The following is a 23812-nucleotide window of genomic DNA, read 5'->3' as shown; positions in this document are numbered from 1 at the left end:
TTCCTTATGTTCATCTTAAAATTACAGAATTGTTGAACCTTAAGTTTATTTATATCTTTGTAGCATGTTAGATAAGATAAAAGGCATTTCGGAAGAAATAGAGCAATTTCAGATAGATACTAAAGATAGTCTTGAGAAATTCAGACTAACGTTTGTAAGCAAAAAAGGTAAGGTTACTGAATTATTCGACCTACTGAAGCAAGTACCCAATGAAGAAAAGAGAGCAATGGGTGCAGAGCTGAATGTTCTTAAAAATGCAGCACAGGCTAAGCTTCTCCACTTTACAGAAGTGTTTGAACAGGCGGCTTCACAAAATGCTTCTTCAGGAAAAGATCTGACGCTCCCTGGAATTCCTGATCAGAATGGTACACGTCATCCTCTTTCTATGGTGCGTGAAGAAATTACCCAGATATTCGAGCGCATGGGATTCAACCTTTCCGAAGGGCCTGAGATTGAAGATGACTGGCATAACTTTACTGCCCTGAACTTCCCACTGAACCATCCGGCAAGAGAAATGCAGGATACATTTTTCATTGAGAAAAATCCTGACATTGCATTAAGAACGCATACTTCTTCTGTGCAAGTGAGGGTGATGGAAAATCAGAAGCCTCCCATCAGGACTTTATCTCCAGGAAGAGTTTATAGAAATGAAGCGATATCTGCCAGAGCACATTGCGTGTTTCATCAGGTAGAAGGTTTGTACATAGATGAAAATGTAAGCTTTGCAGATCTTAAGCAGACACTTTACCACTTTGTGAAAGAGATGTTTGGAAAAGATACTAAACTTAGATTCAGACCTTCATTTTTCCCTTTTACTGAGCCCAGTGCGGAAATTGATATCAGCTGTCTGATCTGTAAGGGTGAGGGCTGCAATATCTGTAAACATTCAGGATGGGTTGAAATCGGTGGTTCAGGAATGGTTGATCCTAACGTACTTGAAAACTCAAAGATTGATTCTAAGAAATATTCAGGTTATGCTTTCGGTATGGGTATTGAAAGAATTACCATGCTTAAATACCAGATCAAAGATCTTCGCTTGTTCACAGAGAATGACGTGAGATTCCTGAAGCAGTTTACCTTTCTTGGGTAATTAAACAAATCTATTCACTAAGGAAAATATAAAAGAGGCTGTCTAATCGGGCAGTCTCTTTTTTTATACTTCGTCTAATTTGTGGTGTCAGGTCTTTCCGACCTGACACACTATCTCTTAAATGTTTCGGGTCGAAAGACCCCGACACCACAGGAAATGTCAGCAAAAACCTCCGTCATGTGAGCTTTTACCTTACAAATGTTAACAAAAAGCTCCGTCACGTCAGCTTTTACTAGCAAAATGTCAGGTAAAAGTTCTATTGCTTAAGGTTTTTGCTCGAAGTTTGGCTTTCTAATCTTCGAAGTTGTACCATAAATAAAAGGGCTGTCTTTATTAAGAAGACAGCCCTTTCTGATTTAGCGGATTGGGTATTTCAGTGATGTCGGGTCGAAAGACCATGTGTCAGCTTAACTGTTTTATAATTTTAACAATCGCTTTATTCATTTATTTACAATCCTGAAGGGATTGAATATTTATAGAAAAGCGAATGTAGTATTGATGCGACCCCAATGGGGTCGTATGCTATTTTTCAGGTAGTAACTATAAACATATGACCTCTCCGAGGTCTGCACTTTCCTCAAAAAATTCTTAATAAACTGAAAAATAACTAAACCATGTTATTTGAACTCAATACATAAAATTTAAAAAATGCCAGTTGATTCAGGCTCAAGCAAAGGCATGAACTTAATAATTCTGCCATCGCTTTAGGTTATGGCATCAATCAAATCTGTTAAATTGATAGCTATGGTCGAAAGACCCGACACCACCGGAAATAAAAAAAGAGAGGCTGCATCTTTTGAACAACCTCTCTTTATTTATATGCCATCATTTTTTATGCCTGTGAAGATGATCCTGATAAGTTGAGTATTAGTACTCCAATAAGAATAAGAGTGATGGCTATAACTCTGCTTAGAGAAATACTTTCATTAAAAACAAGCATCCCAACTGCTGTAAGTAATGCAGTGCCAACGCCTGACCATACAGCATAAGCAGTACCAAGCTCAATTTTTTTAATGGACAGGTTAAAGAAATAATAACTTACGATATAAAAAGCTATCATTAAAATAGTAGGTATGATCTTCGAAAAACTATTCGAAAATCGGATCATCACTGTGCCTACAACTTCTGTCACGATTGCGAGAGAAAGATATATCCAGTTCATAACAATATATATTTAGAGGTGGAAGCAGCCTCAATAGTTAGTTATTGTCTGATGAATAAGTGAAAGGAGAATAGAAATTGAATCAAGTTTCACTTACTCATCAGGCAATAGAATCACCTTGAGACAAGCTCATAATTGATTTTATTATCATTGAAATTAATGTTCGGGAGTTTTGTAAAGGTGGAAAATGCAATTTCCTGGTCCCGTCTTATCTGGGACTTTAGTGGTCTAATAGCTCTATGAAAAATTTGTGGAATTGCATATAGTACTTAAACCGGTTTTTGCTGTGGAGAGTTCCACTCATTGAGAGGTCTGGAAATAGTTGATATTTAGGGCCTAATCTTTTTGAAGACTCATATTTTAAAGATACTTGACAGATCTTCAGGATCTTGGAAGTGAAGCTGAATAGGTTTCAAAATAAAAAAAACTTTTACTTCTGATGTATTGGTCTTATTGTCAGTTGGTTATATTTAATTTCATTCAGGAAAACTTTTGTATCTACTCAATTATTTTTTCGTATTAATCTCCCAAACAAAATAAAAACCACATGATCCGATTCAGACAACTATATCTTAGCCTAATTTTATCATTGTTCACACTGGCTTCAGTGCTTGCAAATCCTACTGCTGATAAAGTGAAAGTTAAAAACTTTCTGTTAAAGACTAATCGCACCATTGGCTTTGCACATATGGTGGTGAAAAAGACCAAATTGTTTAATGGTAAGCTGAATAAGTCAGTATCTCATGAGCGACTGGCTAAGAAATACTACAATGAAGGTCAATTGGAGAAGTCGTTGTATCACTCTTCCAGAGCGCGTGTTCTCGCCAATGAAGTAATAGCAGAAAACAAGGCCAAAGCACCAATGGATGCTTCTTTTACTTCAGAAGAACAACAAATGACAAGTGCAAAACCCTCTGATCAGGAATTGGATGATGAGCTGGCTAAAGAATTGCCCGCTAGTGTAAATGGAAAAGATGAAGATCTGATGAGCGGAAACCTGGAAATTGATATTCAGTAAAAAATGAGCAACAGTTTGAGCAAGAGCAAGAATTCATAGTTTTAATATATAGTTAAGTCCTCTTGCTGTTGCTCATCTCTGGCTTACAAAAGGTATTCTGCAATGATTGCTGATACCGCTCCAAGCATAGATACAATAAGCCTGTTCGCCTTGAATTTGTGGTTAGGACTCGTCTCAAAAAAGATTGTAGTGGAAATATAAAGGAAGTTTCCAGCAATTACTCCAAATAAGAAGATAAACCAGTTCAGCGCGAAGAATTCACGATCAAAGGCCCAATGACTAAGCAATAAGCCCATTGGAGAGGCCAGCGCAAAAAGAACTAATAATAATATTGCAACAACCCTGCTCCTCATAGAGAATACAAGCACAGACATGAGTGCAAATGCCTCCGGGATTTTATGCAATATCAGTCCGTACAACAAGGTATGTGATTCTCCATGACTATGGCTGTGTGAAGGATGAGCAACAAGCGTACCTTCCAGAAAGGCATGGATACATATCGAGATTAAAAGCGAATATGGAATTTGAGAATGCTCATGTTCATGTATGTGAATATGTCCATGCTCTACTCCGGAAGAGAAGTATTCAAGTACCATTTGAAAAAAGAATCCTGTAAGTACCGCTATCCCCGCAAATCGTATATCACCTGATTCCAGAAAGAGTTCCGGAAGTATATGCATCACAGTTATACTGAATAAGTAAGCACCACTAAAAGACAGTACAACTTTGAATCTTTGGATATTAAGATTTGGAATGAAAAACACAGCTAAGCCTGCCAGCAAAGCCGAACTAAATAAGAGCAGGAGTGATGTTACCATTCTTTAATTTTAATTTTCTTTCTCCAGAAAAAAGATCATCCGGTCACTTTCTGACTCAAAAGGCTGAAGTTGGTAGTTTCCATATAAATTCAGGACTTTGAGGCCCGCAAATTTAAAATAGTTTTCGAATTCTTCTCGCTTTACACCCTTTACTCTTTCCTGAAAATGTAATTCTGAAGAGCCATCTTGTATTTTTATGTCTTTTATAATCCAGCCCTCCTCTACCATTCTGCTAATCTCGAAGTTAATACCATCAATGGTATCTTCGTTTTTTTGCTGAAGATTGCGGATTACTTTTTCGGTGTTGAAAAAATCTAGCACCATTCGCCCCTTTTTGCGAAGCGCAGTTGACGCAGCTTTTATTGCCTGAATATTATCCTTCTCCTCATCAAAATATCCAAAGCTGGTAAATAAATTGAAGATATAGTCAAATTGATTTTCAGCAAATACATTGCGCATATCATGTACAAAGAAATGCAATGTTTCATCTTCCGATTTTGATGCAAAAGCAATGTTTTCTTCTGATAAATCAATCCCGGTAACATTCAGCCCTTTTTTATGCATATAAAAGGCATGTCTTCCTCTTCCGCAACCAAGATCCAGGGCTGTTTGGCCTTCAACAAACTTGAGTGTTTCCTGAAGATTATCTATAAAGTTTTCCGCTTCCTCGAAATCTCTGTGTTTATATAAAATATGGTAGTAAGGAGAGTTAAACCATTCACTAAACCACTCTTTTTTTGCTAGTGTCATAAAATTGAATCTGCAAATCTACATTAAAATTCAGTAGTGAGCCCTAGCTTTTTTATCTGGCTGGAAAATAATGACACCTGCTTTATATCAATGTATTATATTTTAGTACATGTAAAGGTTATTGATAATCAATGTTTCAGGTTTTGCTAAAAATATTCGCAAAATTCATTTTGCGTCTGGTGCTGGTCAGTTAAAATATCGTAAATTAGAAGAAAATTGTGTTAAAGTATTCTATTTGAAATGCGCGAAGACTATTTAAAAGGTGATAACCAGAATTTTAATTCTGGGGAAAGGGAATTCGAAAAAGCCTTGCGTCCGCTAAGCTTTGAGGATTTTACCGGGCAGGATAAAATTGTTGAAAATCTTCGAATATTTGTTGAAGCTGCAAAGCAAAGAGAAGAGGCCTTGGATCACGTATTGCTTCATGGCCCTCCGGGCTTGGGGAAAACCACGCTTTCAAATATTATAGCAAATGAATTAGGCTCCGGAATTAAAATCACTTCCGGACCTGTCCTTGAAAAACCAGGTGACCTCGCCGGACTTTTAACTAATCTGGAAGCCAATGATGTTCTGTTTATAGATGAAATACATCGTCTGAATCCTGTAGTGGAAGAATATCTCTATTCAGCCATGGAGGATTACAGAATAGATATAATGCTTGATTCCGGGCCGAATGCTCGTACAGTCCAGATTGGATTAAATCCTTTTACGCTCATTGGAGCAACTACGAGAGCAGGTCTTCTTACTTCACCGCTCAGAGCAAGATTTGGTATCAATGCACGTCTTGAGTACTATGATGCAAAATTACTTACAAGCATTGTTGAGCGTTCTGCAGGAATTATTAATACACCCATAGATGAGGTAGCAGCTTATGAAATTGCAAGAAGAAGCCGTGGAACACCTCGTATTTCTAATAATTTACTAAGAAGAACACGTGATTTTGCACAGATAAAAGGAAAGGGAAGGGTCACTATTGAAATAGCAAGAATGGCTCTGACAGCTTTGAATGTAGATCAGAATGGTCTGGATGAAATGGACAACAGAATTTTAATGACCATCATAGAAAAATTCAAGGGCGGTCCTGTTGGTATATCCACTATTGCTACAGCGGTAGGGGAAGAGGCAGAAACCATAGAGGAAGTGTACGAACCTTTCCTGATTCAGGAAGGATATATTAAAAGGACTTCCAGAGGTCGTGAAGCTACAGAGTTAGCTTATAAACACTTGAAAATAAAACCAAACAACCGCACAGGAACACTGTTTGATCTGGATTAGTAAGCTTTATGTTTTTGTCAAAATCCAAACACACCCAGCTGATTAAGAATAAAGCAAAAGAACTGGGCTTTGATTACTGCGGCATATCCAGAGCAGATTTTTTGGAAGAAGAAGCTCCAAGACTTGAAAACTGGTTGAAGAATAATAATCATGGTGAAATGAAGTGGATGGAAAACCACTTCGATAAGCGACTGGATCCCCGCAAGCTTGTGGAAGGCTCGAAGTCTGTGATCTCTTTCCTTCTGAATTATTTTCCCGAAGAGCCCGTTAATCATCCGTTAAAGATTTCCAAGTATGCCTATGGGAAAGATTATCACACTGTTATAAAGGATAAGCTCAAAGAATTAATGTTATATATGAAGCAGGAAATCGGAGACTTTAGTGGCAGGGCATTCGTAGATTCAGCTCCCGTAATGGACAAAGCCTGGGCTGAGAAGGGTGGTTTAGGCTGGAGAGGGAAGAATAGTAACCTCATCAATCCTAAAGCGGGAAGTTTCTTTTTTATTGCAGAACTCATTACAGACCTGGATCTGGAGTATGACGGTCCGATGAAAGATTACTGCGGTACTTGCACTAAATGCATCGATGCATGCCCGACAGATGCTATTTCTCAAGCATATGTAGTGGATGGAAGTAAATGTATTTCCTATCTCACAATAGAGCTGAAAAATAATATTCCTTCAGATTTTAAAGGGAAGATGGATAACTGGATATTCGGCTGCGATGTCTGTCAGGATGTGTGTCCCTGGAATCGATTCTCCAAAGCGCATAACGAACCTCAGTTTTTACCTAGTGAAGAATTTAAAAACCTTAAAGAATGGACGGAGTTGACGTCAGAGTTATTTGATGAGGTATTTAAAAAAACAGCTATAAAGCGAACAAAATTTGAGGGGCTGCAGAGGAATATAAAATTTTTAGCCTGATTCCCAATAATAACATTATTGAAAATCAGGCTTTAAATAGGTTAAACAAAGCATCTGTTAAGAATTTCGTGCTCTTTGGAAAAATTTTCGTAGCACCACTTTTTCAGATCAATTAACTCTTCTTCAATTAAATCTCTGATACTTTTTTTTAATTCTTTCTCAAAAAGTTGTTGATCAAAACTTACTTTCTCAAGAATTAATTTTACGTATTCAAGCATTTGATTTAAATAGTTTTTGGTTGTTAGGTTTTTTTAAGGTTATTAATTTGAAACCAAATCTTACATTAGATTTGACTTACTTTACTAACCATATTAACGCCTTAATGTTGTAAAATGTTTTAAGTTTTTTCACATTTCTCTAATTTTATCCCTTAGAGTTATAAATTTGGAAATGTGGTGGGAAGGAAAATCATCTGAAATGTGTTTTAAAAATGGTTGAAAAATTACTTTTATGTATTTGCTGCAGTCTTGTTTTTCTGACATGTAATCTTTCAGCCCAGGATTTGAAAATTAAATTTTCCGACCGTTCCATACGTGAAGGGGAAATTTTTACAATTACCCTTACAGTTCCTACTAAAAAAGTAAAGGAGATCAGCCCTTTTCCGGAAATCGAGGATTTTTCTAAAAAGAGAACAACTTTTAACAAGGAGAGAAAAGAAGATATTTTTATCGCAGAACAGGAGTATCTGCCTTCTAAACCTGGAGTTTTTACACTTCCTACTTTTACAATTTCAGTAAATGGTCAAACGTATCGATTTAATGGTACTAAAATTACAGTAGAACCCGGGAAAAAATCTCCTGAACAAAAAACTGAGGATAAAGCTGGTAAAAAGGAAGAATTCTCACCTTCTGAATTGGATGCAATGTTTCTGGTAGAAAGCAGTGAAAAATCAGTTTTTGTCAATGAAGGTTTTGTACTTTCAGCCAGTTTTTTGGTAGCAAAAGATAATCCTTCCGAATATAATTTCGTCGATCTTAACAAACAAGTAACAGCTATCATTCAAGACCTTAAGCCCGCTGACTGTTGGATTGAGGAAATCACATCTCCAGGTGAACTTAAAAAGGATAGTGTTAAATTACACAATAAAATTTACAACAGATTTCGCTTATACAAGGTGTGTTTGTTTCCTCTAGGCGCTGGGACAATTACAATTCCATCGACTACTTTTAAGGTTTTGACTTATGAGACTTTAAGGACGAAAAATAGCATTGATAGAAAAGATGAATTTAAAACATTCAAGTCAGGTGAAATTGCGGTTCACGTTTCTCCACTTCCGGATCATCCCTTGCAGGATTCCGTTGCTGTAGGTATAGCTGAATTGCAGACAAATATTTGGAAAAAAGTCCTGGAAGTGAATGAGCCACTGAAAGTTTCATTGAAGCTTACAGGCATGTTTAATCCATCAATAGCTGAAATGAATGTTAAAGAATCTCCTGATTATGAAATTTATCCCGAAAAGGAAGAAGTTAAAAAGGAAGAAAAGGGTGGGGGCGTTCAGTTTACTAAAGTTTTCAACTATGAATTTCTCCCTAAAAATTCAGGAAATTATAAATTAGCAGATTGTTTCTCTCTAATATATTTCAATACATCGAGCAAAACATATGATACACTGACTCCAAAATTTACGATTTATGTAAAAGGAGAAAGAAAAAGTGAGTATATTTCAAGTCACGAAGAAGGGTTTTACCAGCTCATCGACAAGTCAAGCAACAAGCTCAGACAAGGAGAAAGGGATGATCTTACAAAGATTTTAACCAATATCATCATCCTTTTTATGCTGGTAACCACCATTATTTTAATTATCAAACGATGAGTAATAGTTACGGAAAATTATTTAAAATCAGTACATTCGGTGAGTCTCATGGCCGTGCTGTTGGGGTAGTGCTTGACGGGTGTCCTGCAGGTCTTGATCTGGATCTTGAATTCATTCAAAATGAACTGGACAGAAGAAAGCCTGGACAATCAAAAATTACAACACAAAGAAAAGAAGAAGATAAGATAGAAATCGTTTCGGGAATATTTGAAGGAAAATCTACCGGAACGCCTATTGCTATGCTTGTCTGGAATGCCGATGCAAGAAGTAAGGACTACTCGCATATTGCAGACAGATACAGACCTTCTCATGCTGATTTTACTTATCAGGAAAAGTATGGCGTTCGTGATTACAGAGGTGGTGGCAGAAGTTCAGCAAGAGAAACTCTTGCAAGAGTTGCTGCTGGCGCAATCGCTAAATTATTCCTTGCTAAGTATGGTATTAAAATCAATGCTTATGTCTCTCAGGTAGGTGGTCTTACTCTTCAAAAGAGTTATAAAGAACTGAATCTTGAGGAAACTGAAAATAACATAGTACGTTGCCCGGATCCTGCAATGGCAGAAGAGATGATCACTCTTATCGATAACGTAAGAAAAGACTGCGATACAATTGGTGGTGTCGTGTCATGCGTTGTGCAGGGAACTCCTGTAGGTCTTGGCGAACCGGTTTTTGATAAATTACATGCAGAGCTTGGAAAAGCTATGCTTGGTATCAATGCTGTAAAAGGATTTGAATATGGCAGTGGTTTTGAAGGCGTGAAAATGTTGGGTTCTCAGCATAATGATGCTTTCTATCTTGAAGGAGACAGAGTGAGGACAAAGACTAATCATTCGGGTGGTATTCAAGGAGGAATTTCTAACGGAGAAGATATTTATTTCAGGGTAGCATTCAAGCCAGTTGCTACTTTGATGAAAGACCAGGAAAGTATTAATCAGGAAGGTGATCCTGTGACTGTCTCTGGTAAAGGTAGACATGATCCATGTGTGGTGCCAAGAGCCGTGCCTATTGTGGAAGCTATGGCAGCACTAGTGCTTGCAGATTTACTTTTAAGAAATAAAGTAATAAAACTATAATGGAAGTAAGGAAGAAGAAAAGCTTTCCTCTTTATCTTCAGATCCTTCTTGGAATGATCGCTGGAATCCTTTGGGGAATTTATGCACCTAAATTTCCAGATGGAACAAAGTTTACAATAGATTACATTAAGCCATTCGGAACAATTTTCCTTAGGCTGCTTCAAATGGTTGCAATTCCTTTAATTCTCACATCTTTGATTTCAGGAATTGCAAACTTAAAAGACTTTGCTAAAGTCGGAAGGATCGGAGGTAAAACGATCCTTTTATTTTTTTGTACAGCAATTTGCGCTACGTTTCTTGGAGTGACTCTTGCCGGTTTTATCAAGCCTGGAAAAGTAATTTCCGAAGAAACCAGAAATCAGATGATTGCTAAATACCAGGATGCAACTGCGAAAAGTATTTCTGCATATGCACAAGTTGAGGAAAGTCCTCTTACTCCATTAGTAGAAATGGTCCCTTCCAACTTCTTCGGTGCGGCATCAGACAATGCTCGCATGCTGCAGGTGGTTTTTTTCGGGTTGCTTTTTGGAATAGCCCTTACTCGAATATCCTCTGAAAAATCTGCTACAGTAGTTGGCTTTCTAGAAGCTGTAAATGAAGCCCTTTTAAAAATGGTTATGATGATCATGGCTGTAGCTCCTTTAGGTGTATTTGCCTTAATGGCTTCTGTCCTTGTTGAACTGGCAAAAAACGGAAGTCAGATGGTTCAGCTTTTATATTCTCTTCTTTGGTATGCTATTTCAGTATTGCTAGGTTTGGCTGTTATTCTGTTTATACTTTATCCTGCCATATTTACCTTTTTTTCCAGGGTTAAATACGGTCAGTTTTTCAAAGGGATGCGGCCAGCATTTTTGCTTGCGTTTACATCAAGTTCAAGCAATGCAACACTTCCTGTAACAATGGAAAGGGTGGAGCATCACCTGAAAGTGCCTGCAGAAATTACAGGTTTTGTTTTACCATTTGGAACAACTGTAAATATGGATGGTACCGCTCTTTATCAAAGTATTGCAGCCGTATTTATAGCTCAGGCATTTGGTCTGGATCTTACTTTTTTTCAGCAAATTACAATAGTCTTTACAGCTACATTAGCAGCAGTGGGAGCAGCAGGAATTCCCGGAGCGGGAATGATTACCTTGATTGCAGTTCTAAAGAGTACAGATATACCTGTCGAGGGGATTGCCTTGATACTTGCCCCGGATAGAATCCTGGATATGTGTCGCACAGTAGTGAATGTTGCAGGTGATGCCATGGCTGCTGTCGTTGTTGCCGGATCTGAAAAATCAGAGGGAAATTCTTAATATAATTTCGTAAATTTGATTCGTTGCAACAAACATTTTATCCCTTTGTGTTGAATACAATTGGAAATGAGTTTGTTTTACTCAAATGAATTAAGTTAAGTCCAAAATTGTTCTTCCATTTTACCATTCAAAATCATGGAGTCTACAGAAAAAAGAGTTATAAATATTTATACAGAATCGAATCCAAATCCGAATTCTCTGAAATTCGTTACGGATTTTCTTTTAGTATCGGAAAGCATTGATTTTCCTAGCCCTGTAAGCACCGCAAATTGTCCGCTGGCCCAGGATCTTTTCCGTTTTAGCTTTGTGAAGAGAGTATTTTTCTCTTCTAATTTTATCACCATCACAAAATCAGATGATATCGACTGGATAGAAGTTTCTCCGATGATTAAATCTCTGATTAAGGGGTATCTGGAGGAAGGAAAACCTCTTTTCAATGAAAAATTTGTTCCTGAAAATTTATCTCCAACTGCTGGAGATTCTGAAATCGTAGGGAAAATAAAGGTAATTCTTGATGAATACATCAGACCGGCAGTTGAGCAGGACGGTGGTGCCATTACTTTTAGCTCATTTAATGATGGTGTGGTTAAAGTAATTTTACAAGGTTCTTGCAGTGGTTGTCCTTCTTCAACAATCACATTAAAGGCTGGTATTGAAAATCTTCTCAAAAAGATGATTCCTGAAGTGCAGGAAGTTGTTGCAGAAAATGCTTAAAAGAATTATTTTATTAGTGTTTTAAATAAAGGAGAGCTCCAAACAGGGCTCTTTTTTATTTGATTGTCAAAAATAAAATAAGCTCTGGTGTTTAACTTCCAGAGCTTATAAAATTTCCCTAATTGATTAACTTTTTCCCGATAATTAATCAAACGTAAGACTTTGTGATACTTCAAAACGTTGTATCGTTTTCTCTTTTTTTTGTAAATTAATTTAGTACGTCGATTCCCGCACTATAAGCCTTTTCAACTTCATCCAGAATATCAGATACTTCTTCAACACTAGCTGCTGTCACTATTCTTTGTCTGAATGGTTTAAAGTTAGGGAAGCCTCTGAAATAATTTGTATAATGAGGTCTCATTTCGAAAATTCCGGTTTGGGGTCCTTTCCATTCTACCGATCTTATCAGATGTTGCTTGCATACTCTTATTCTTTCAGCAATATCTGGCTCGGCTAACTTTTCTCCGGTTTTGAAATAATGTTTGATCTGATTGAAGATCCAGGGATTACCTATGGCTGCTCTTCCGATCATTATTCCGTCCGGACCAAATCTGTTTTTATAATCCAGGGCTTTTTCCGGTGAGTCGATATCTCCATTTCCGAAAATAGGAATATGAATGCTTTGCATTTCTTTAACTTTAGAAATCCAGCTCCAATCCGCTTCTCCTTTGTACATCTGATACCTCGTGCGTGCGTGAATAGTTAATGCCTGAACGCCAACATCCTGAAGTCTTTGTGCTACTTCAAGGATTTTGATGTTTTTTTCATCCCATCCGAGTCTGGTTTTCACAGTAACTGGTACTTTGCATCTCTTGACAATCTCTTCAGACATTTTCTGCATTTTGGGAAGGTCAAGTAAAATTCCTGCTCCTGCTCCCTTGCAAGCTACTTTGTTAACAGGGCAACCGTAGTTAATATCGACTAACTCTGGTCCGGCTGCTTCCGCGATAGCTGCAGCTTCTCGCATAGCTTCAATTTTGTCCCCAAAGATTTGAATGCCGATAGGGCGTTCATAGTCGTAGATGTCTAGTTTTTGCAGACTTTTTTCAGCATCACGGATCAAACCATCTGCTGCTATGAACTCGGTGTACATCATATCCGCACCATTTTCCTTGCATACTGCTCTGAAGGGCGGGTCACTAACGTCCTCCATGGGTGCAAGTAAAAGGGGGAATTCCCCAAGTTCTATCTGACCAATTTTAACCAAAGTCTTATTATTTTAATTGTTAGGAGCAATTATATCTTTTTTCCGAATATGTCGGGGCAATAAAGTAAATTTACCAACTTTTATGGAAAATATTAATAGTTCAGGAAGCAGAATACTGGAAAAAACACTTGGTGTCTTGATTGTATTCTTAGTAGTTATAGGAAGTATGCTAGTTGGCAGTGGATTAGGTCACATTCTTCTTAAAGAGATGTTTGGTATCAGTTTTAATTCTGAAACTGAATTGCTAAATCTCATAAAAAGTTCCCCTGATCCTAAGGCATTGATTTTAAAAAGTCAGGCAGTTAATGCGATTATCACTTTTTTACTTATACCTATTTTATATATAGCAATATTCAGACAGTCATATTTCAAGAAATTTAATCCTATCACTAAAAGACTTCCTGTTTTTCTGATTTTGGCAATTATTATATTTTTTACGGGAATGCCCCTTCTTGCGTATCTGGTGGATTGGAACAAGGATATGAAATTGCCCTCAAGTCTCAAGCCACTTCAGGATTGGATGGAGAATAGTGAAAATCTGGCGAAAGTACTTACTGAAACTATTATTTATTATAAAGACAGTACATCATTTTTTGTAACACTTTTGGTGGTAGCCCTGATTCCTGGGATTGGAGAGGAGTTGGTTTTCAGAGGTGTTGTTCAGAATGAGTTAAAAGATATTCTCAAATCTCCCACATTGGCCATCTGGATTACAGGATTTTTGTTCAGTTTTATTCATTTTCAGTTTTTTGGCTTTTTCCCAAGGATGTTTTTAGGGGTACTTTTTGGGTATTTATATTATTGGTCGGGAAATATATATGTGTCTATGTTTGTTCACTTTATGAACAATGCATTGACGCTTATTCTTGCAAATATGTATAAGCAAAAAGATATCAGCTTCAATCCGGATTCATCAGAGTCTATACCTTTATATTCTGTTGTGATCTCGGTTATTGCCTTCTCTTTTTTTATCTATTTGTACCAAAGGAATTCGAAAGAGACAGGAATAACAAAATAATTTCAGATTTATACCCTTTTTTTTGCTAAACTTGAATTGAAAACCGCCAGGTTTTTAATAATCATAAATTAAGGGAAATGAAATTAGTTACTAAAATCCGTAACATGGGTAACCTCACCCAGCGGATTATTGCCGGTCTGGCCGGAGCATTTATTATGGTCTCTGCAATTTGTTTTAACGAATGGAGCTATTTCGCTTTGGTGTTTACAATTTGTTTGTTGTCTTTGATCGAATTCTACAATTTGATAGAAGTTGCAGAAATTAAACCCAATAAGATATTCGGAGTGGTTTCCGGAATGATGATTTTTACTCTCTTTTTTTTGATAGAAAAGCAAGTACTCACTTTTGATTGTTATTTTCTTTTGTTTCCATTTCTGTTTCTCCTCTTTTTGATGGAGCTCTTCAGGAAAAACGATAAACCATTTTTTAACATAGCCTTTACATTCTTAGGAAATATCTACATTGCTCTTCCATTTGGCTTGCTCAATGTTTGTGCTTTTTATCTTCAGGAATATAACTTCCATATCATACTCGGTATTCTTCTCATTCTTTGGGCAAATGATATAGGAGGATATGTTGCAGGCATGGCATTAGGGAAAACCAAACTGTTTTTCAGGATTTCTCCTAAAAAGACCTGGGAAGGAAGTATCGGTGGTGGATTATTTGCACTTGCAATCGGATTTACACTGTCACTTTTCTGGAAAGAGCTCGACACCCTTCACTGGCTGATTATGGCTGCTATTATAGTTGTTGTTGGCAGCTATGGAGACCTTGTTGAATCATTGTTAAAAAGAAGCCTTGCTATTAAAGATTCTGCACAAACAATTCCTGGGCACGGAGGTTTTCTGGATCGGTTTGACGGGCTATTGCTTTCGTCACCTTTTATAGCAGCCTTTTTAAAGATTTTTTCATAAACAATAAGGCTTCTTCTCCGTAAACGTTTCGACAAAACAAAGAAAAAGCGGATATGTCATATATAGAACCAGCACCAATTAAGGATAAAGACAACCCTTTAGAATCTATGATGTCCAGATTTGATCTGGCAGCACAGAAGTTAGGACTAGACAATGAAACTTATAATGTTTTGAAAAATCCTGACAAACAGGTAATTGTCTCTTTGCCGATTACTATGGATGATGGCAGGATTAAAGTATTTTCCGGATACAGGGTTATTCATAATACCATACTTGGTCCTTCAAAAGGAGGAATAAGGTATGATATGGGAGTTACTTTGGATGAGGTGAAAGCTCTTGCAGCCTGGATGACATGGAAATGTGCTGTTGTTGATATTCCTTACGGAGGAGCAAAGGGTGGGATTATGTGCAATCCTAGAGCTATGTCAAAAGGTGAAATTGAACGTCTCACCCGGGCTTATACTTTATCAATGATGGATGTTTTTGGACCCGATAAAGATATTCCTGCTCCTGATATGGGTACTAGTCAGCAGGAAATGGCATGGCTTATGGATGAATATTCCAAAGCAAAAGGAATGACGGTAAATGCAGTAGTTACAGGCAAACCGTTGGTTCTTGGAGGGTCATTAGGCCGGGTGGAAGCAACCGGGAGAGGAGTGATGGTTAGTGCCCTGGCCGCTATGCAAAGATTAAAGATGAACCCAAGCCAGACAAGTTGCGCGATCCAGGGATTTGGCAATGTGGGTTCAAATACCGCAAGACTTCTGGAGGAAAGAGGAGTTAAAATTAAAGCACTAAGCGATGTAAGTGGAGCCTTCTGGAGTGATAAAGGGATTGATATTCAGGATGCATTGAAATACAGAGATAAAAATAATGGTATGCTGGAAGGGTATCCTAATGCAGAAAGAATGGATGATCCGGAAGGAATCATTACCTGCCAGGTTGACCTTTTGGTGCCTGCTGCCAAAGAGGATGTAATCAATATTTACAACGCACCTAATATAAAAGCGAGACTTATTGTTGAAGGTGCTAACGGGCCAACGAGCGCCAATGCGGATGACATAATCAATGAAAAGGGGATTATGGTTGTACCAGATATTCTTGCAAATGCCGGCGGAGTTACCGTTTCTTATTTCGAATGGGTGCAAAATCGTCTTGGACTCAGATGGCCATTGGAAAGAGTAAACAGAAGGTGTGACAGGATTATGAAAGAAGCATTTGAAAAAGTTTACAGCACTTCGCTAGAGTTTAATGTGCCGATGAGAATTGCCGCCTACATTGTTGCCATAGATAAAGTAGCAAAAACATACAAATTCAGAGGAGGATTTTAATCTTTTATTATATTTGCTGCTTCATTTAATTTAAAATATGGTAATTCATAAAGAAGGATATAAAATCCTTACGTATCTTTTTGTTGTTCTTTTGATTGTTAACCTAGCAGTATATTATTTATTGCCAGAAAGCGTGACTATCCGCTGGACAGTTTGGGGAATATCTGCATTTATTTATATAATGATCCTGCAGTTTTTCAGAAGCCCCCGCAGATTAATTATGACAAATGACAATCACGTAATAGCTCCAGCAGATGGAAAAGTGGTTGTGATAGAAGAGGTTGAAGAACCTGAGTTTTTTAATGAGAAAAGAAAACAGGTATCAATTTTTATGTCACCTGTTAACGTGCATATTAATAGAAATCCCATTTCTGGAATGGTAACTTATTTTAAATACCATCCAGGTAAATATCTTGTTGCATGGCATCCTAAGTCCAGTACAGAAAATGAAAGGACGACAATTGTTGTAACTGCTAAAAACGGAACAAGCATATTGCTAAGACAAATTGCAGGAGCTCTGGCTAAAAGAATTGTATGGTATCTGCAGGCCGGGGAGGAAGTAAAACAAGGAGAGGAATTGGGCTTTATAAAGTTCGGATCAAGAGTAGATGTTTTTCTTCCATTGGATGCTAAAGTTAATGTAACCATAGGCGAAAAAGTGAAAGGTGGATCGACCGTAATTGCCGAGTTTAAGTAGTTTAAAAGCTTAAGAAAATTTTTTTATTAAAATTCTTGGAGCAACAAACTATTCATATTTAACTTCGTTATTAGAATCTAAAATTTTAAAAAGGAATTAATTTGAGCTTATGAAAAACAATAATCTTGACGACCTAAGCGACGATGAGCTTTATGCAAGTTTTGAAGCTTACAAAGCATTACTGGATGCCGGACTTTCAAAGGATCAAGCCCTTTCCAGAACAGGTCTGACAGCACAGATTGTTAAAGACTTGGAGGATGAAGAGAAGACATTGGAAGAGGAAGATGAGTATGATTTCAAAGATGAGTGGGAAGATAGTACCGATAGTGATGATGCTGACTTTGATGACGACTCTAATTGGAAAGAAGAGAATTTTGATGAAGAAGGAAGCTGGGACGACGAAGACGCTGGTAGCAGCGGGGGCGGATGGGACGATAGATATTAATAGGAAAATATTTTTATAAGAATAAAAGCCCCGACCTTCGGGGCTTTTATATTTATTGACTTTTTATTTCCTTTACATTTCTCTAAACAAAGGAAGTTAAAATGAATAGCAATACAATCCTTGCAGAATTAAAGAGTGCAGCAGAAGTTTTGAATAATTTTATAAATTCAGAGCAAAATATACAAGCTATAGAATCTGCTGCGGAGTTAATGATAAACTCGCTGAAGAATGGCGGTAAAATCATCAGCTGTGGTAATGGTGGTTCTTCCTGCGATGCTATGCATTTTGCAGAAGAGCTTACTGGCAGATACAGAGAAAACAGAGAGCCTATTGCTGCAATATCTATTTCTGATCCCAGTCATATTACATGTACTGCAAATGACTATGGCTATGCATTTGTTTTTTCAAGATATGTCGGCGCATTAGGGCGGTCGGGAGATGTACTGCTTGCAATTAGTACCAGTGGCAATTCAGAAAATGTTTTAAAAGCTGCAGAAGAAGCAAAAGTTAAAGGAATGAAGGTGGTTGGGCTGACTGGCAAAAATGGAGGGAAGCTTGCCGGTCTTGCGGATATTGTTGTTAATGTAAGTCATCAGGGATATGCAGACAGAATTCAGGAAGTTCACATTAAAATTATTCATATATTAATATTACTAATCGAAAAAGGGCTGGCTAAGTAAGCCCTTTTTAATTCTTTCAACTTTCAACTTGCTAAGCTATGGTTGCCAAAACTTTTGGAAGCGCCGTTTATGGCGTGAACGCCTATACTGTTACTATTGAAGTAAATATAGGTCAAGGTACTAAATTTTTTATCGTCGGTCTTCCTGACAGTGCTGTCAAGGAAAGTGAGCATCGAGTGGAATCAGCAATTAAGAATCTTGGTTATGCAATGCCTCGGCAAAAGGTGGTTGTAAATCTTGCTCCTGCTGATATCAAAAAAGAAGGGTCTGCTTATGATCTGCCAATTGCTTTGGGGACACTATTAGCATCTGACCAGATTATCGCTGAGGATTTCGACCAATATGTGATTATGGGTGAGCTGTCTTTAGATGGGAAACTGAGACCCATTAAAGGAGTGCTTCCAATTGCAATTGAAGCAAGAAAACAGGGGTTCAAAGGATTTTTACTTCCTAAGGAAAATGAAACAGAGGCAGCAATAGTTAATAATCTTGACATATACGGCATTTCGGATCTTCAAGAAGCCATTGACTTTTTTGAAGGAAAGGTTCAGTTAAGACCATTAAGAGTTGATACGAGATCAATTTTCTTTAATCAGATTAACAACTATGATGCTGATTTTGCTCATGTACAGGGACAGGAAAACATTAAAAGAGCGCTGGAAATAGCTGCTGCAGGAGGTCATAATGTAATTATGATTGGCCCTCCGGGGGCGGGAAAGACGATGCTTGCTAAAAGGCTTCCCACTATTTTGCCACCTCTTACTTTAAATGAAGCGCTTGAAACAACTAAGATACACTCAGTTGCCGGTAAATTGAAAGGTGCAGGAGCATTGATATCTACTCGTCCATTTAGATCCCCCCATCATACGGTTAGTGATGTGGCTCTGGTAGGAGGAGGTGGTCATCCTCAGCCAGGTGAAATTTCCCTTGCTCACAATGGAGTTCTTTTCTTAGATGAATTGCCTGAATTTAAAAGGACTGTACTTGAGGTAATGCGACAACCACTTGAAGAGAGAAAGGTGTGCATTTCCAGAGCAAAGATTTCAGTGGAGTTTCCTTCTAATTTTATGCTGATTGCAAGTATGAATCCATGTCCCTGTGGGTATTACAACCATCCTGAAAAAGAATGTGTCTGTGGACCTGGCGTTGTGCAGAAATATCTCAATAAAGTAAGTGGCCCCTTGCTGGACCGGATAGATCTTCATGTAGAAGTGACTCCTGTTGGATTTGATGAAATGTCTTCAATCCGGAAAACAGAAAGCAGTGGAGAAATTCGAGAGCGCGTTATCAAAGCGAGAGAAATTCAGCAAAAAAGATTTGAAGAATTGCCTACTGGTGAAAATCCAATACATTCCAACTCAATGATGCCTTCTCAAATGGTCAAAGAAATCTGTATTATTTCAGAACCAGGAAAAAATCTGCTAAAGAATGCCATGGAGAAATTAGGACTCTCTGCCAGGGCTTATGATAGGATTCTTAGAGTTTCAAGGACTATTGCGGATCTTGCTGAAAGCGAAGAAATTAAAGTTGAGCATCTGGCCGAGGCTATTCAATATAGAAGTCTGGACAGAGACGGATGGGCTGGTTAAACTTTTTATTTCGTTTCAGGAACTTTATTTATTCTTATTAAATTATCTTTTTAGGAGAAATACCAAATGTTTCTCCTTTAATTACAATAATTTCCATAATATCTGGCATGGTTTTTATCCTAAAATTAAGTAACTTTACATCTAATATTCAGCAATATGAAGAAACATATACAAAAATTGTTTTTTATAGTCTTTATGGTAATCTGGGGCCTGGCGGTTTCAGTAGCCCAGACGCACCAAGTTGCTGTTGTTAGTTTCCGTTTTGATCCGGAAGTGTTGAATGTAGGTCCAAATGATACTATAGAATTTGTCTGGCCAGGAAATGGAAATTCTTCAAGTTTTCATCCTGTAAAAGCAAATGATAATTCATTCGCTTCTACTCCTGGATTAACATCATTTAAAGTATTAGCTAAAAACCTGTCTCCCGGAAGTAATAATCCATATTTCTGCACAGCTCACAACTCAATGCAGGGAACTATAAATGTTTCTTTAGCAGCTAGTCTTGCAGATCTTAAAGAATCTAAATATGAGTTTCAGGTTACTCCCAATCCGTTTGAAGATGAATTAAATCTGACTATTTTCCCTGGAAATAAAAATGTCAAATTTATTAAGATTTTTGATATCATAGGAAAAGAGGTTGCCTCCATAGATTTAAGCAGCAAGGTTGGTCCTTCAGCATATAAAGTAGACTTTTCCAATCTAAGACCAGGACTTTATTTCTGTAATGTGTATTCAGATAAGGGTATTATCGAAACTAGAAAGATTTTGAGGAACAGGTCTTAAATCTTCAATTTGTTTCTGAAAATATTAAAAAAGAGATTCCAAAGGGATCTCTTTTTTGTTTTATACCACAGAAAAGGACAGTATAGCATATATTTTTTTCGTTGTATTTTTGAACGTTCAATAAAGGAAGGGTAATTAATAGTCAATTGATAGAATTTTGCTAATTTCGCCTTCCATAAATTTTTAATTGGTAAAGATGTATAATTCAAATTACTCAAAACTAAATAACCTCTTGGGTTGGTTGGTTTTCATTTTTGCAACGGCTGTTTATGTGCTCACCATTGAGCCTACTGCAAGCTTTTGGGACTGTGGTGAGTTTATCGCTTGCTCCTACAAATTACAAGTTCCTCACCCTCCGGGAGCCCCATTCTTTTTATTAATAGGAAGAATATTTTCTTTACTGGCTTCTGATGTTACCCAAGTGGCATTCTGGATCAATATGGTATCAGCTTTATCCAGTAGTTTCTCCGTATTATTCCTCTTTTGGACCATTACACTCATTGCAAGGAAATTTGCAAAGGATTATGCCAATCCGACCCTTGGTGAGAAAATTGCAATATTTGGTAGCGGTGTAGTAGGTAGCCTTGCATTTACATTCTCAGATTCATTCTGGTTTTCTGCTGTTGAGGCGGAGGTATATGCGATGTCTCAATTCTTTACAGCATTTGTATTTTGGGCAATTTTAAAATGGGAAACCAAAGCTGAAGAAATCGGAGCTGACAAATGGTTGCTTCTTATAGCTTATACCATCGGTCTTTCCATTGGAGTTCACTTGTTGAATTTACTTGCAATACCAGCTCTAGCCTTTGTTTACTATTTTAAAAAATACAATATCACAAAAGGTGGTGTAATAGCAACCTTCCTTTTGAGTGGTGTAATCATTGTAGTTGTATTGTCAGGAATTATTCCTGGCTTACCTTCTCTTGCTGGAACCTTTGAAATATTCTTCGTTAATAATCTGGGTCTTCCTTTCAATTCAGGTATTATATTTTTCGGTATCCTTTTCCTAAGTGCTTTACTATTTGGAATAATTTATTCTATTAAAAATCAAAAGTATCTTTTAAATCTTTGTCTTTTAGGATTGACTTTCATTCTTATAGGATATGCATCTTATGGTATTATCCTTGTCAGATCAAACTTTGATCCTCCGATTGACGAAAATGATCCTGAAAACGTAATTAGCTTTGTTTCTTATTTGAAACGTGAGCAATATGGTGACCGACCAATTTTTAAAGGCCCATTGTTTACAGCAGGTTATCCTATTGACGTAGAAAAAGGCGCCCCTCTTTATAGAAAAGACACTGTTACTGGTCAGTATGTTGTTTTTGATTACAAGATGGATTATATCTATGATCCTAAGCATGTAACATTATTTCCTAGGGCTTACAGTACTCAGCCTCACCATGTGGAAGCGTATCAAAGTATGATGAACCTGAGAGAAGGGAAAAAACCATCTTTCTGGCAGGATAAAGGTTATATGTTCAGTTATCAGATTGGTCATATGTATATGCGTTACCTTGGCTGGAACTTTATCGGAAGAGAAAGTGATATTCAGGACAGTGACGTGTTATGGCCATGGGATTATTTCAAAAAGGATCTGCCGGAATACTTGAAAAATAATAAAGCAAGAAACAACTTTTTCTTATTGCCATTTATATTGGGTGTTGTAGGTTTTGTGTATCTGTTTAGCAAAAAAAGAAATGATGGGATAGTAGTTTCTTTGTTGTTTATCTTTACTGGCCTTGCAATAGTTGTATACCTGAATCAGCCACCGGTTGAGCCTAGAGAAAGGGATTATACCTTTGCCGGATCTTTCTATGCATTTGCTATCTGGATTGGATTAGGTGTGTTCTTTATCGCTGACCTGATGGAAAGAATAGTAAAAAGTGAGTCAACACGTTCTGTTATATCCTTTATACTATGTCTCTCTGTACCTGCAATTATGGGACAACAAGGATGGGATGATCATGACAGATCAAATAGATTCTATTCTGTAGATTCAGCGAAGAACCTTTTGAATTCTTGTGCTCCTAATGCGATCTTATTCACTGGCGGCGATAATGATACATTCCCTCTTTGGTATGTTCAGGAAGTAGAAGGTTTCCGTACTGATGTGCGTGTGTGTAATTTGAGTCTTTTAAATACAGATTGGTATATCAAGCAGATGAAGCAGCAAGCTTATGAATCAGCTCCATTGCCAATATCCTTGAACTTTGAAAATTACATACAAGGAAAAAATGATCAGATTTATTTTGTAGAAAAGCCTCAGTTCAAAAATGGAATTAACCTTGCGGGGTATATTCAGCTTGTAAAAACAGATAATCCGGAAATCAGACAGGAAAGCGGAAGAGGAGATTATTATACAACACTTCCCTCAAAAAATCTTTACCTGAACATAGATAAAAATGCAGTACTTGCTACCGGAGCAGTTCCTGATACTCTTAAAGGACAGATTCTGGACAGACTAGCTTGGAATATCGGAACAAATACTTTAGAGAAGAAGGATCTTATTATTCTTGATATGATCGTTACTAATAATTGGAAGAGGCCGATTTATTTCTCTACTACATTGTCTGGATCTAATTTCCTTAATCTTAAAGATTATACTCAGTTAGAAGGTTTGGCTCACAGATTAATGCCAATAAAATATCCAAATGCTTCTCAAGGCTTTGTTTATGATAAGGTGATGTATGATAACATGATGAAGAACTTCTTCTGGAGAGAACTTGATAATCCTAAGGTTTACTATGATGAAAATTATTTCAGAATGACAGTAAACTCAAGATCTCAGTTTTATCGTCTAGCTTCAACTTTGTATAACAATGGTGAAACTGAAAAGGCCAAACAAGTAGCAGAGCATTGCTTCAAAGTAATGCCGGATGATCCTATTACTTATGATATCGCAACACCTCCTTTCATTCAGATTTTCTTTAAAACAGGAAATGAAAAAATGGCAATGGATATAGCGAATAAAATGGGTAACAGGGCTATTGAAAATCTGGAATATTATAAGAGAGTAAAGATGCCATATGGCAGAGACTATGAGTTGAATTTCTATATTCTTGATTCTATCATCAGAGCTTTGAAAGAAGGTGGAAAAGCCAAAGAGGCAGCGAAGTTTGAAGAGGTATTGATGTCATATTCATACCTATTTAACCAATAAAAAAATAATTTAAAATAAATGATATCATCCCGATGCCAGGCTTGTCCTGGC

The 23812-nt window shown here is 37.2% G+C and carries 22 protein-coding genes; 17 read left to right on the top strand and 5 right to left on the bottom strand.

What is annotated here, in order from left to right; all coding sequences use genetic code 11:
• Positions 1 to 64: 64 nt before the first annotated feature.
• Positions 65 to 1090, top strand: coding sequence for a phenylalanine--tRNA ligase subunit alpha (locus tag K350_RS0110070; RefSeq protein WP_028979805.1), 1026 nt, complete (start codon positions 65 to 67; stop codon positions 1088 to 1090).
• Between the two features lie 832 nt (positions 1091 to 1922).
• Here K350_RS0110070 and K350_RS0110065 read toward each other — a convergent pair.
• Positions 1923 to 2252: a DMT family transporter gene (locus K350_RS0110065; RefSeq protein WP_028979804.1), complete on the bottom strand. Its 330-nt coding sequence runs from the start codon at positions 2250 to 2252 to the stop codon at positions 1923 to 1925.
• A 547-nt stretch (positions 2253 to 2799) separates the two neighbouring features.
• Here K350_RS0110065 and K350_RS28200 point away from each other — a divergent pair.
• Positions 2800 to 3270 (top strand): hypothetical protein, encoded by a 471-nt coding sequence (locus K350_RS28200; protein WP_156026991.1) that lies wholly within the window; start codon positions 2800 to 2802, stop codon positions 3268 to 3270.
• A gap of 83 nt (positions 3271 to 3353) precedes the next feature.
• On the opposite strand, the gene K350_RS0110055 is transcribed toward K350_RS28200, so the two are convergent.
• Positions 3354 to 4088 carry a ZIP family metal transporter gene (locus K350_RS0110055; protein ID WP_028979803.1) on the bottom strand — a complete coding sequence of 245 codons (735 nt, stop codon included), beginning with the start codon at positions 4086 to 4088 and terminating at the stop codon, positions 3354 to 3356.
• Positions 4089 to 4097: 9 nt separating this feature from the next.
• A complete protein-coding gene (locus K350_RS0110050) occupies positions 4098 to 4838 on the bottom strand; it encodes an SAM-dependent methyltransferase (protein WP_028979802.1) in 741 nt (246 codons plus the stop codon).
• 240 nt (positions 4839 to 5078) lie between these two features.
• On the opposite strand from K350_RS0110050, the gene ruvB reads away from it, so the two are divergent.
• Both ruvB and queG read left to right on the top strand, forming a co-directional pair.
• Positions 5079 to 6113: a Holliday junction branch migration DNA helicase RuvB gene (ruvB, locus tag K350_RS0110045; RefSeq protein WP_028979801.1), complete on the top strand. Its 1035-nt coding sequence runs from the start codon at positions 5079 to 5081 to the stop codon at positions 6111 to 6113.
• Between the two features lie 8 nt (positions 6114 to 6121).
• Positions 6122 to 7036, top strand: coding sequence for a tRNA epoxyqueuosine(34) reductase QueG (queG, locus tag K350_RS0110040; RefSeq protein ID WP_028979800.1), 915 nt, complete (start codon positions 6122 to 6124; stop codon positions 7034 to 7036).
• A 41-nt stretch (positions 7037 to 7077) separates the two neighbouring features.
• Here the strand turns inward: queG and K350_RS32605 are convergent, their stop codons facing one another.
• Positions 7078 to 7254, bottom strand: a complete 177-nt coding sequence (locus tag K350_RS32605) for a hypothetical protein (protein ID WP_169716568.1) — start codon at positions 7252 to 7254, stop codon at positions 7078 to 7080.
• A gap of 212 nt (positions 7255 to 7466) precedes the next feature.
• Here K350_RS32605 and K350_RS0110030 point away from each other — a divergent pair, with 212 nt between their 5' ends.
• The 4 genes from K350_RS0110030 to K350_RS0110015 all read left to right on the top strand — a co-directional run bounded on the left by K350_RS0110030 (position 7467) and on the right by K350_RS0110015 (position 11934).
• The gene (locus K350_RS0110030; protein WP_028979799.1) at positions 7467 to 8849 is read left to right on the top strand and encodes a BatD family protein; all 1383 of its coding nucleotides are present in this window, start codon (positions 7467 to 7469) and stop codon (positions 8847 to 8849) included.
• A complete protein-coding gene (gene aroC / locus K350_RS0110025) occupies positions 8846 to 9922 on the top strand; it encodes a chorismate synthase (RefSeq protein WP_028979798.1) in 1077 nt (358 codons plus the stop codon). Before K350_RS0110030 ends, aroC begins: the two co-directional genes overlap by 4 nt.
• Positions 9922 to 11220 (top strand): dicarboxylate/amino acid:cation symporter, encoded by a 1299-nt coding sequence (locus K350_RS28195; RefSeq protein ID WP_037574932.1) that lies wholly within the window; start codon positions 9922 to 9924, stop codon positions 11218 to 11220. The genes aroC and K350_RS28195 overlap by 1 nt, the downstream gene beginning before the upstream one ends.
• Before the next feature lie 135 nt (positions 11221 to 11355).
• Entirely contained in the window at positions 11356 to 11934 is a 579-nt protein-coding gene (locus K350_RS0110015) for a NifU family protein (protein WP_028979797.1), read from the top strand.
• 208 nt (positions 11935 to 12142) lie between these two features.
• Here the strand turns inward: K350_RS0110015 and dusB are convergent, their stop codons facing one another.
• Positions 12143 to 13141 (bottom strand): tRNA dihydrouridine synthase DusB, encoded by a 999-nt coding sequence (dusB, locus tag K350_RS0110010; protein WP_028979796.1) that lies wholly within the window; start codon positions 13139 to 13141, stop codon positions 12143 to 12145.
• A gap of 82 nt (positions 13142 to 13223) precedes the next feature.
• Here dusB and K350_RS28190 point away from each other — a divergent pair, with 82 nt between their 5' ends.
• The 9 genes from K350_RS28190 to K350_RS0109965 all read left to right on the top strand — a co-directional run bounded on the left by K350_RS28190 (position 13224) and on the right by K350_RS0109965 (position 23761).
• On the top strand, positions 13224 to 14159 hold the full coding sequence (locus K350_RS28190) for a CPBP family intramembrane glutamic endopeptidase (RefSeq protein WP_051313024.1): 936 nt from the start codon (positions 13224 to 13226) through the stop codon (positions 14157 to 14159).
• Positions 14160 to 14236: 77 nt separating this feature from the next.
• Positions 14237 to 15073 carry a phosphatidate cytidylyltransferase gene (locus K350_RS0110000; protein WP_028979795.1) on the top strand — a complete coding sequence of 279 codons (837 nt, stop codon included), beginning with the start codon at positions 14237 to 14239 and terminating at the stop codon, positions 15071 to 15073.
• Between the two features lie 53 nt (positions 15074 to 15126).
• Complete coding sequence (locus K350_RS0109995; protein ID WP_028979794.1) at positions 15127 to 16404, top strand: Glu/Leu/Phe/Val family dehydrogenase; 1278 nt, start codon at positions 15127 to 15129, stop codon at positions 16402 to 16404.
• Positions 16405 to 16441: 37 nt separating this feature from the next.
• Positions 16442 to 17101, top strand: coding sequence for a phosphatidylserine decarboxylase family protein (locus tag K350_RS0109990; RefSeq protein WP_028979793.1), 660 nt, complete (start codon positions 16442 to 16444; stop codon positions 17099 to 17101).
• A gap of 109 nt (positions 17102 to 17210) precedes the next feature.
• Positions 17211 to 17546 carry a hypothetical protein gene (locus tag K350_RS28185; RefSeq protein ID WP_037574928.1) on the top strand — a complete coding sequence of 112 codons (336 nt, stop codon included), beginning with the start codon at positions 17211 to 17213 and terminating at the stop codon, positions 17544 to 17546.
• A 101-nt stretch (positions 17547 to 17647) separates the two neighbouring features.
• On the top strand, positions 17648 to 18226 hold the full coding sequence (gene lpcA / locus K350_RS0109980; RefSeq protein ID WP_028979792.1) for a D-sedoheptulose 7-phosphate isomerase: 579 nt from the start codon (positions 17648 to 17650) through the stop codon (positions 18224 to 18226).
• Between the two features lie 38 nt (positions 18227 to 18264).
• Complete coding sequence (locus K350_RS0109975; protein WP_028979791.1) at positions 18265 to 19815, top strand: YifB family Mg chelatase-like AAA ATPase; 1551 nt, start codon at positions 18265 to 18267, stop codon at positions 19813 to 19815.
• A 156-nt stretch (positions 19816 to 19971) separates the two neighbouring features.
• Complete coding sequence (locus K350_RS31000; protein WP_081670952.1) at positions 19972 to 20598, top strand: T9SS type A sorting domain-containing protein; 627 nt, start codon at positions 19972 to 19974, stop codon at positions 20596 to 20598.
• A 196-nt stretch (positions 20599 to 20794) separates the two neighbouring features.
• Positions 20795 to 23761, top strand: a complete 2967-nt coding sequence (locus K350_RS0109965; RefSeq protein ID WP_037574925.1) for a glycosyltransferase family 117 protein — start codon at positions 20795 to 20797, stop codon at positions 23759 to 23761.
• Positions 23762 to 23812 lie beyond the last annotated feature (51 nt).

The sequence above is a fragment of the Sporocytophaga myxococcoides DSM 11118 genome, from assembly GCF_000426725.1.
Classification (GTDB): domain Bacteria; phylum Bacteroidota; class Bacteroidia; order Cytophagales; family Cytophagaceae; genus Sporocytophaga; species Sporocytophaga myxococcoides.
The sequence above is the reverse complement of the archived record's forward strand: the minus strand, read 5'-3'. Positions and strand labels throughout refer to the sequence as shown.

Excerpts from the sequence above, each read along its gene's own strand:
- ruvB (WP_028979801.1), top strand. The coding sequence starts at position 5,079 with ATGCGCGAAGACTATTTAAAAGGTGATAACCAGAATTTTAATTCTGGG.
- K350_RS0110000 (WP_028979795.1), top strand. The coding sequence starts at position 14,237 with ATGAAATTAGTTACTAAAATCCGTAACATGGGTAACCTCACCCAGCGG.
- K350_RS32605 (WP_169716568.1), bottom strand. The coding sequence starts at position 7,254 with ATGCTTGAATACGTAAAATTAATTCTTGAGAAAGTAAGTTTTGATCAA.
- K350_RS28200 (WP_156026991.1), top strand. The coding sequence starts at position 2,800 with ATGATCCGATTCAGACAACTATATCTTAGCCTAATTTTATCATTGTTC.
- aroC (WP_028979798.1), top strand. The coding sequence starts at position 8,846 with ATGAGTAATAGTTACGGAAAATTATTTAAAATCAGTACATTCGGTGAG.
- K350_RS0110015 (WP_028979797.1), top strand. The coding sequence starts at position 11,356 with ATGGAGTCTACAGAAAAAAGAGTTATAAATATTTATACAGAATCGAAT.
- K350_RS28190 (WP_051313024.1), top strand. The coding sequence starts at position 13,224 with ATGGAAAATATTAATAGTTCAGGAAGCAGAATACTGGAAAAAACACTT.
- K350_RS0110050 (WP_028979802.1), bottom strand. The coding sequence starts at position 4,838 with ATGACACTAGCAAAAAAAGAGTGGTTTAGTGAATGGTTTAACTCTCCT.
- K350_RS0109990 (WP_028979793.1), top strand. The coding sequence starts at position 16,442 with ATGGTAATTCATAAAGAAGGATATAAAATCCTTACGTATCTTTTTGTT.
- K350_RS0110070 (WP_028979805.1), top strand. The coding sequence starts at position 65 with ATGTTAGATAAGATAAAAGGCATTTCGGAAGAAATAGAGCAATTTCAG.
- K350_RS0110055 (WP_028979803.1), bottom strand. The coding sequence starts at position 4,088 with ATGGTAACATCACTCCTGCTCTTATTTAGTTCGGCTTTGCTGGCAGGC.
- queG (WP_028979800.1), top strand. The coding sequence starts at position 6,122 with ATGTTTTTGTCAAAATCCAAACACACCCAGCTGATTAAGAATAAAGCA.
- K350_RS28195 (WP_037574932.1), top strand. The coding sequence starts at position 9,922 with ATGGAAGTAAGGAAGAAGAAAAGCTTTCCTCTTTATCTTCAGATCCTT.
- K350_RS28185 (WP_037574928.1), top strand. The coding sequence starts at position 17,211 with ATGAAAAACAATAATCTTGACGACCTAAGCGACGATGAGCTTTATGCA.
- lpcA (WP_028979792.1), top strand. The coding sequence starts at position 17,648 with ATGAATAGCAATACAATCCTTGCAGAATTAAAGAGTGCAGCAGAAGTT.
- K350_RS0109975 (WP_028979791.1), top strand. The coding sequence starts at position 18,265 with ATGGTTGCCAAAACTTTTGGAAGCGCCGTTTATGGCGTGAACGCCTAT.
- K350_RS0110030 (WP_028979799.1), top strand. The coding sequence starts at position 7,467 with ATGGTTGAAAAATTACTTTTATGTATTTGCTGCAGTCTTGTTTTTCTG.
- K350_RS0109965 (WP_037574925.1), top strand. The coding sequence starts at position 20,795 with ATGTATAATTCAAATTACTCAAAACTAAATAACCTCTTGGGTTGGTTG.
- K350_RS31000 (WP_081670952.1), top strand. The coding sequence starts at position 19,972 with ATGAAGAAACATATACAAAAATTGTTTTTTATAGTCTTTATGGTAATC.
- K350_RS0109995 (WP_028979794.1), top strand. The coding sequence starts at position 15,127 with ATGTCATATATAGAACCAGCACCAATTAAGGATAAAGACAACCCTTTA.
- K350_RS0110065 (WP_028979804.1), bottom strand. The coding sequence starts at position 2,252 with ATGAACTGGATATATCTTTCTCTCGCAATCGTGACAGAAGTTGTAGGC.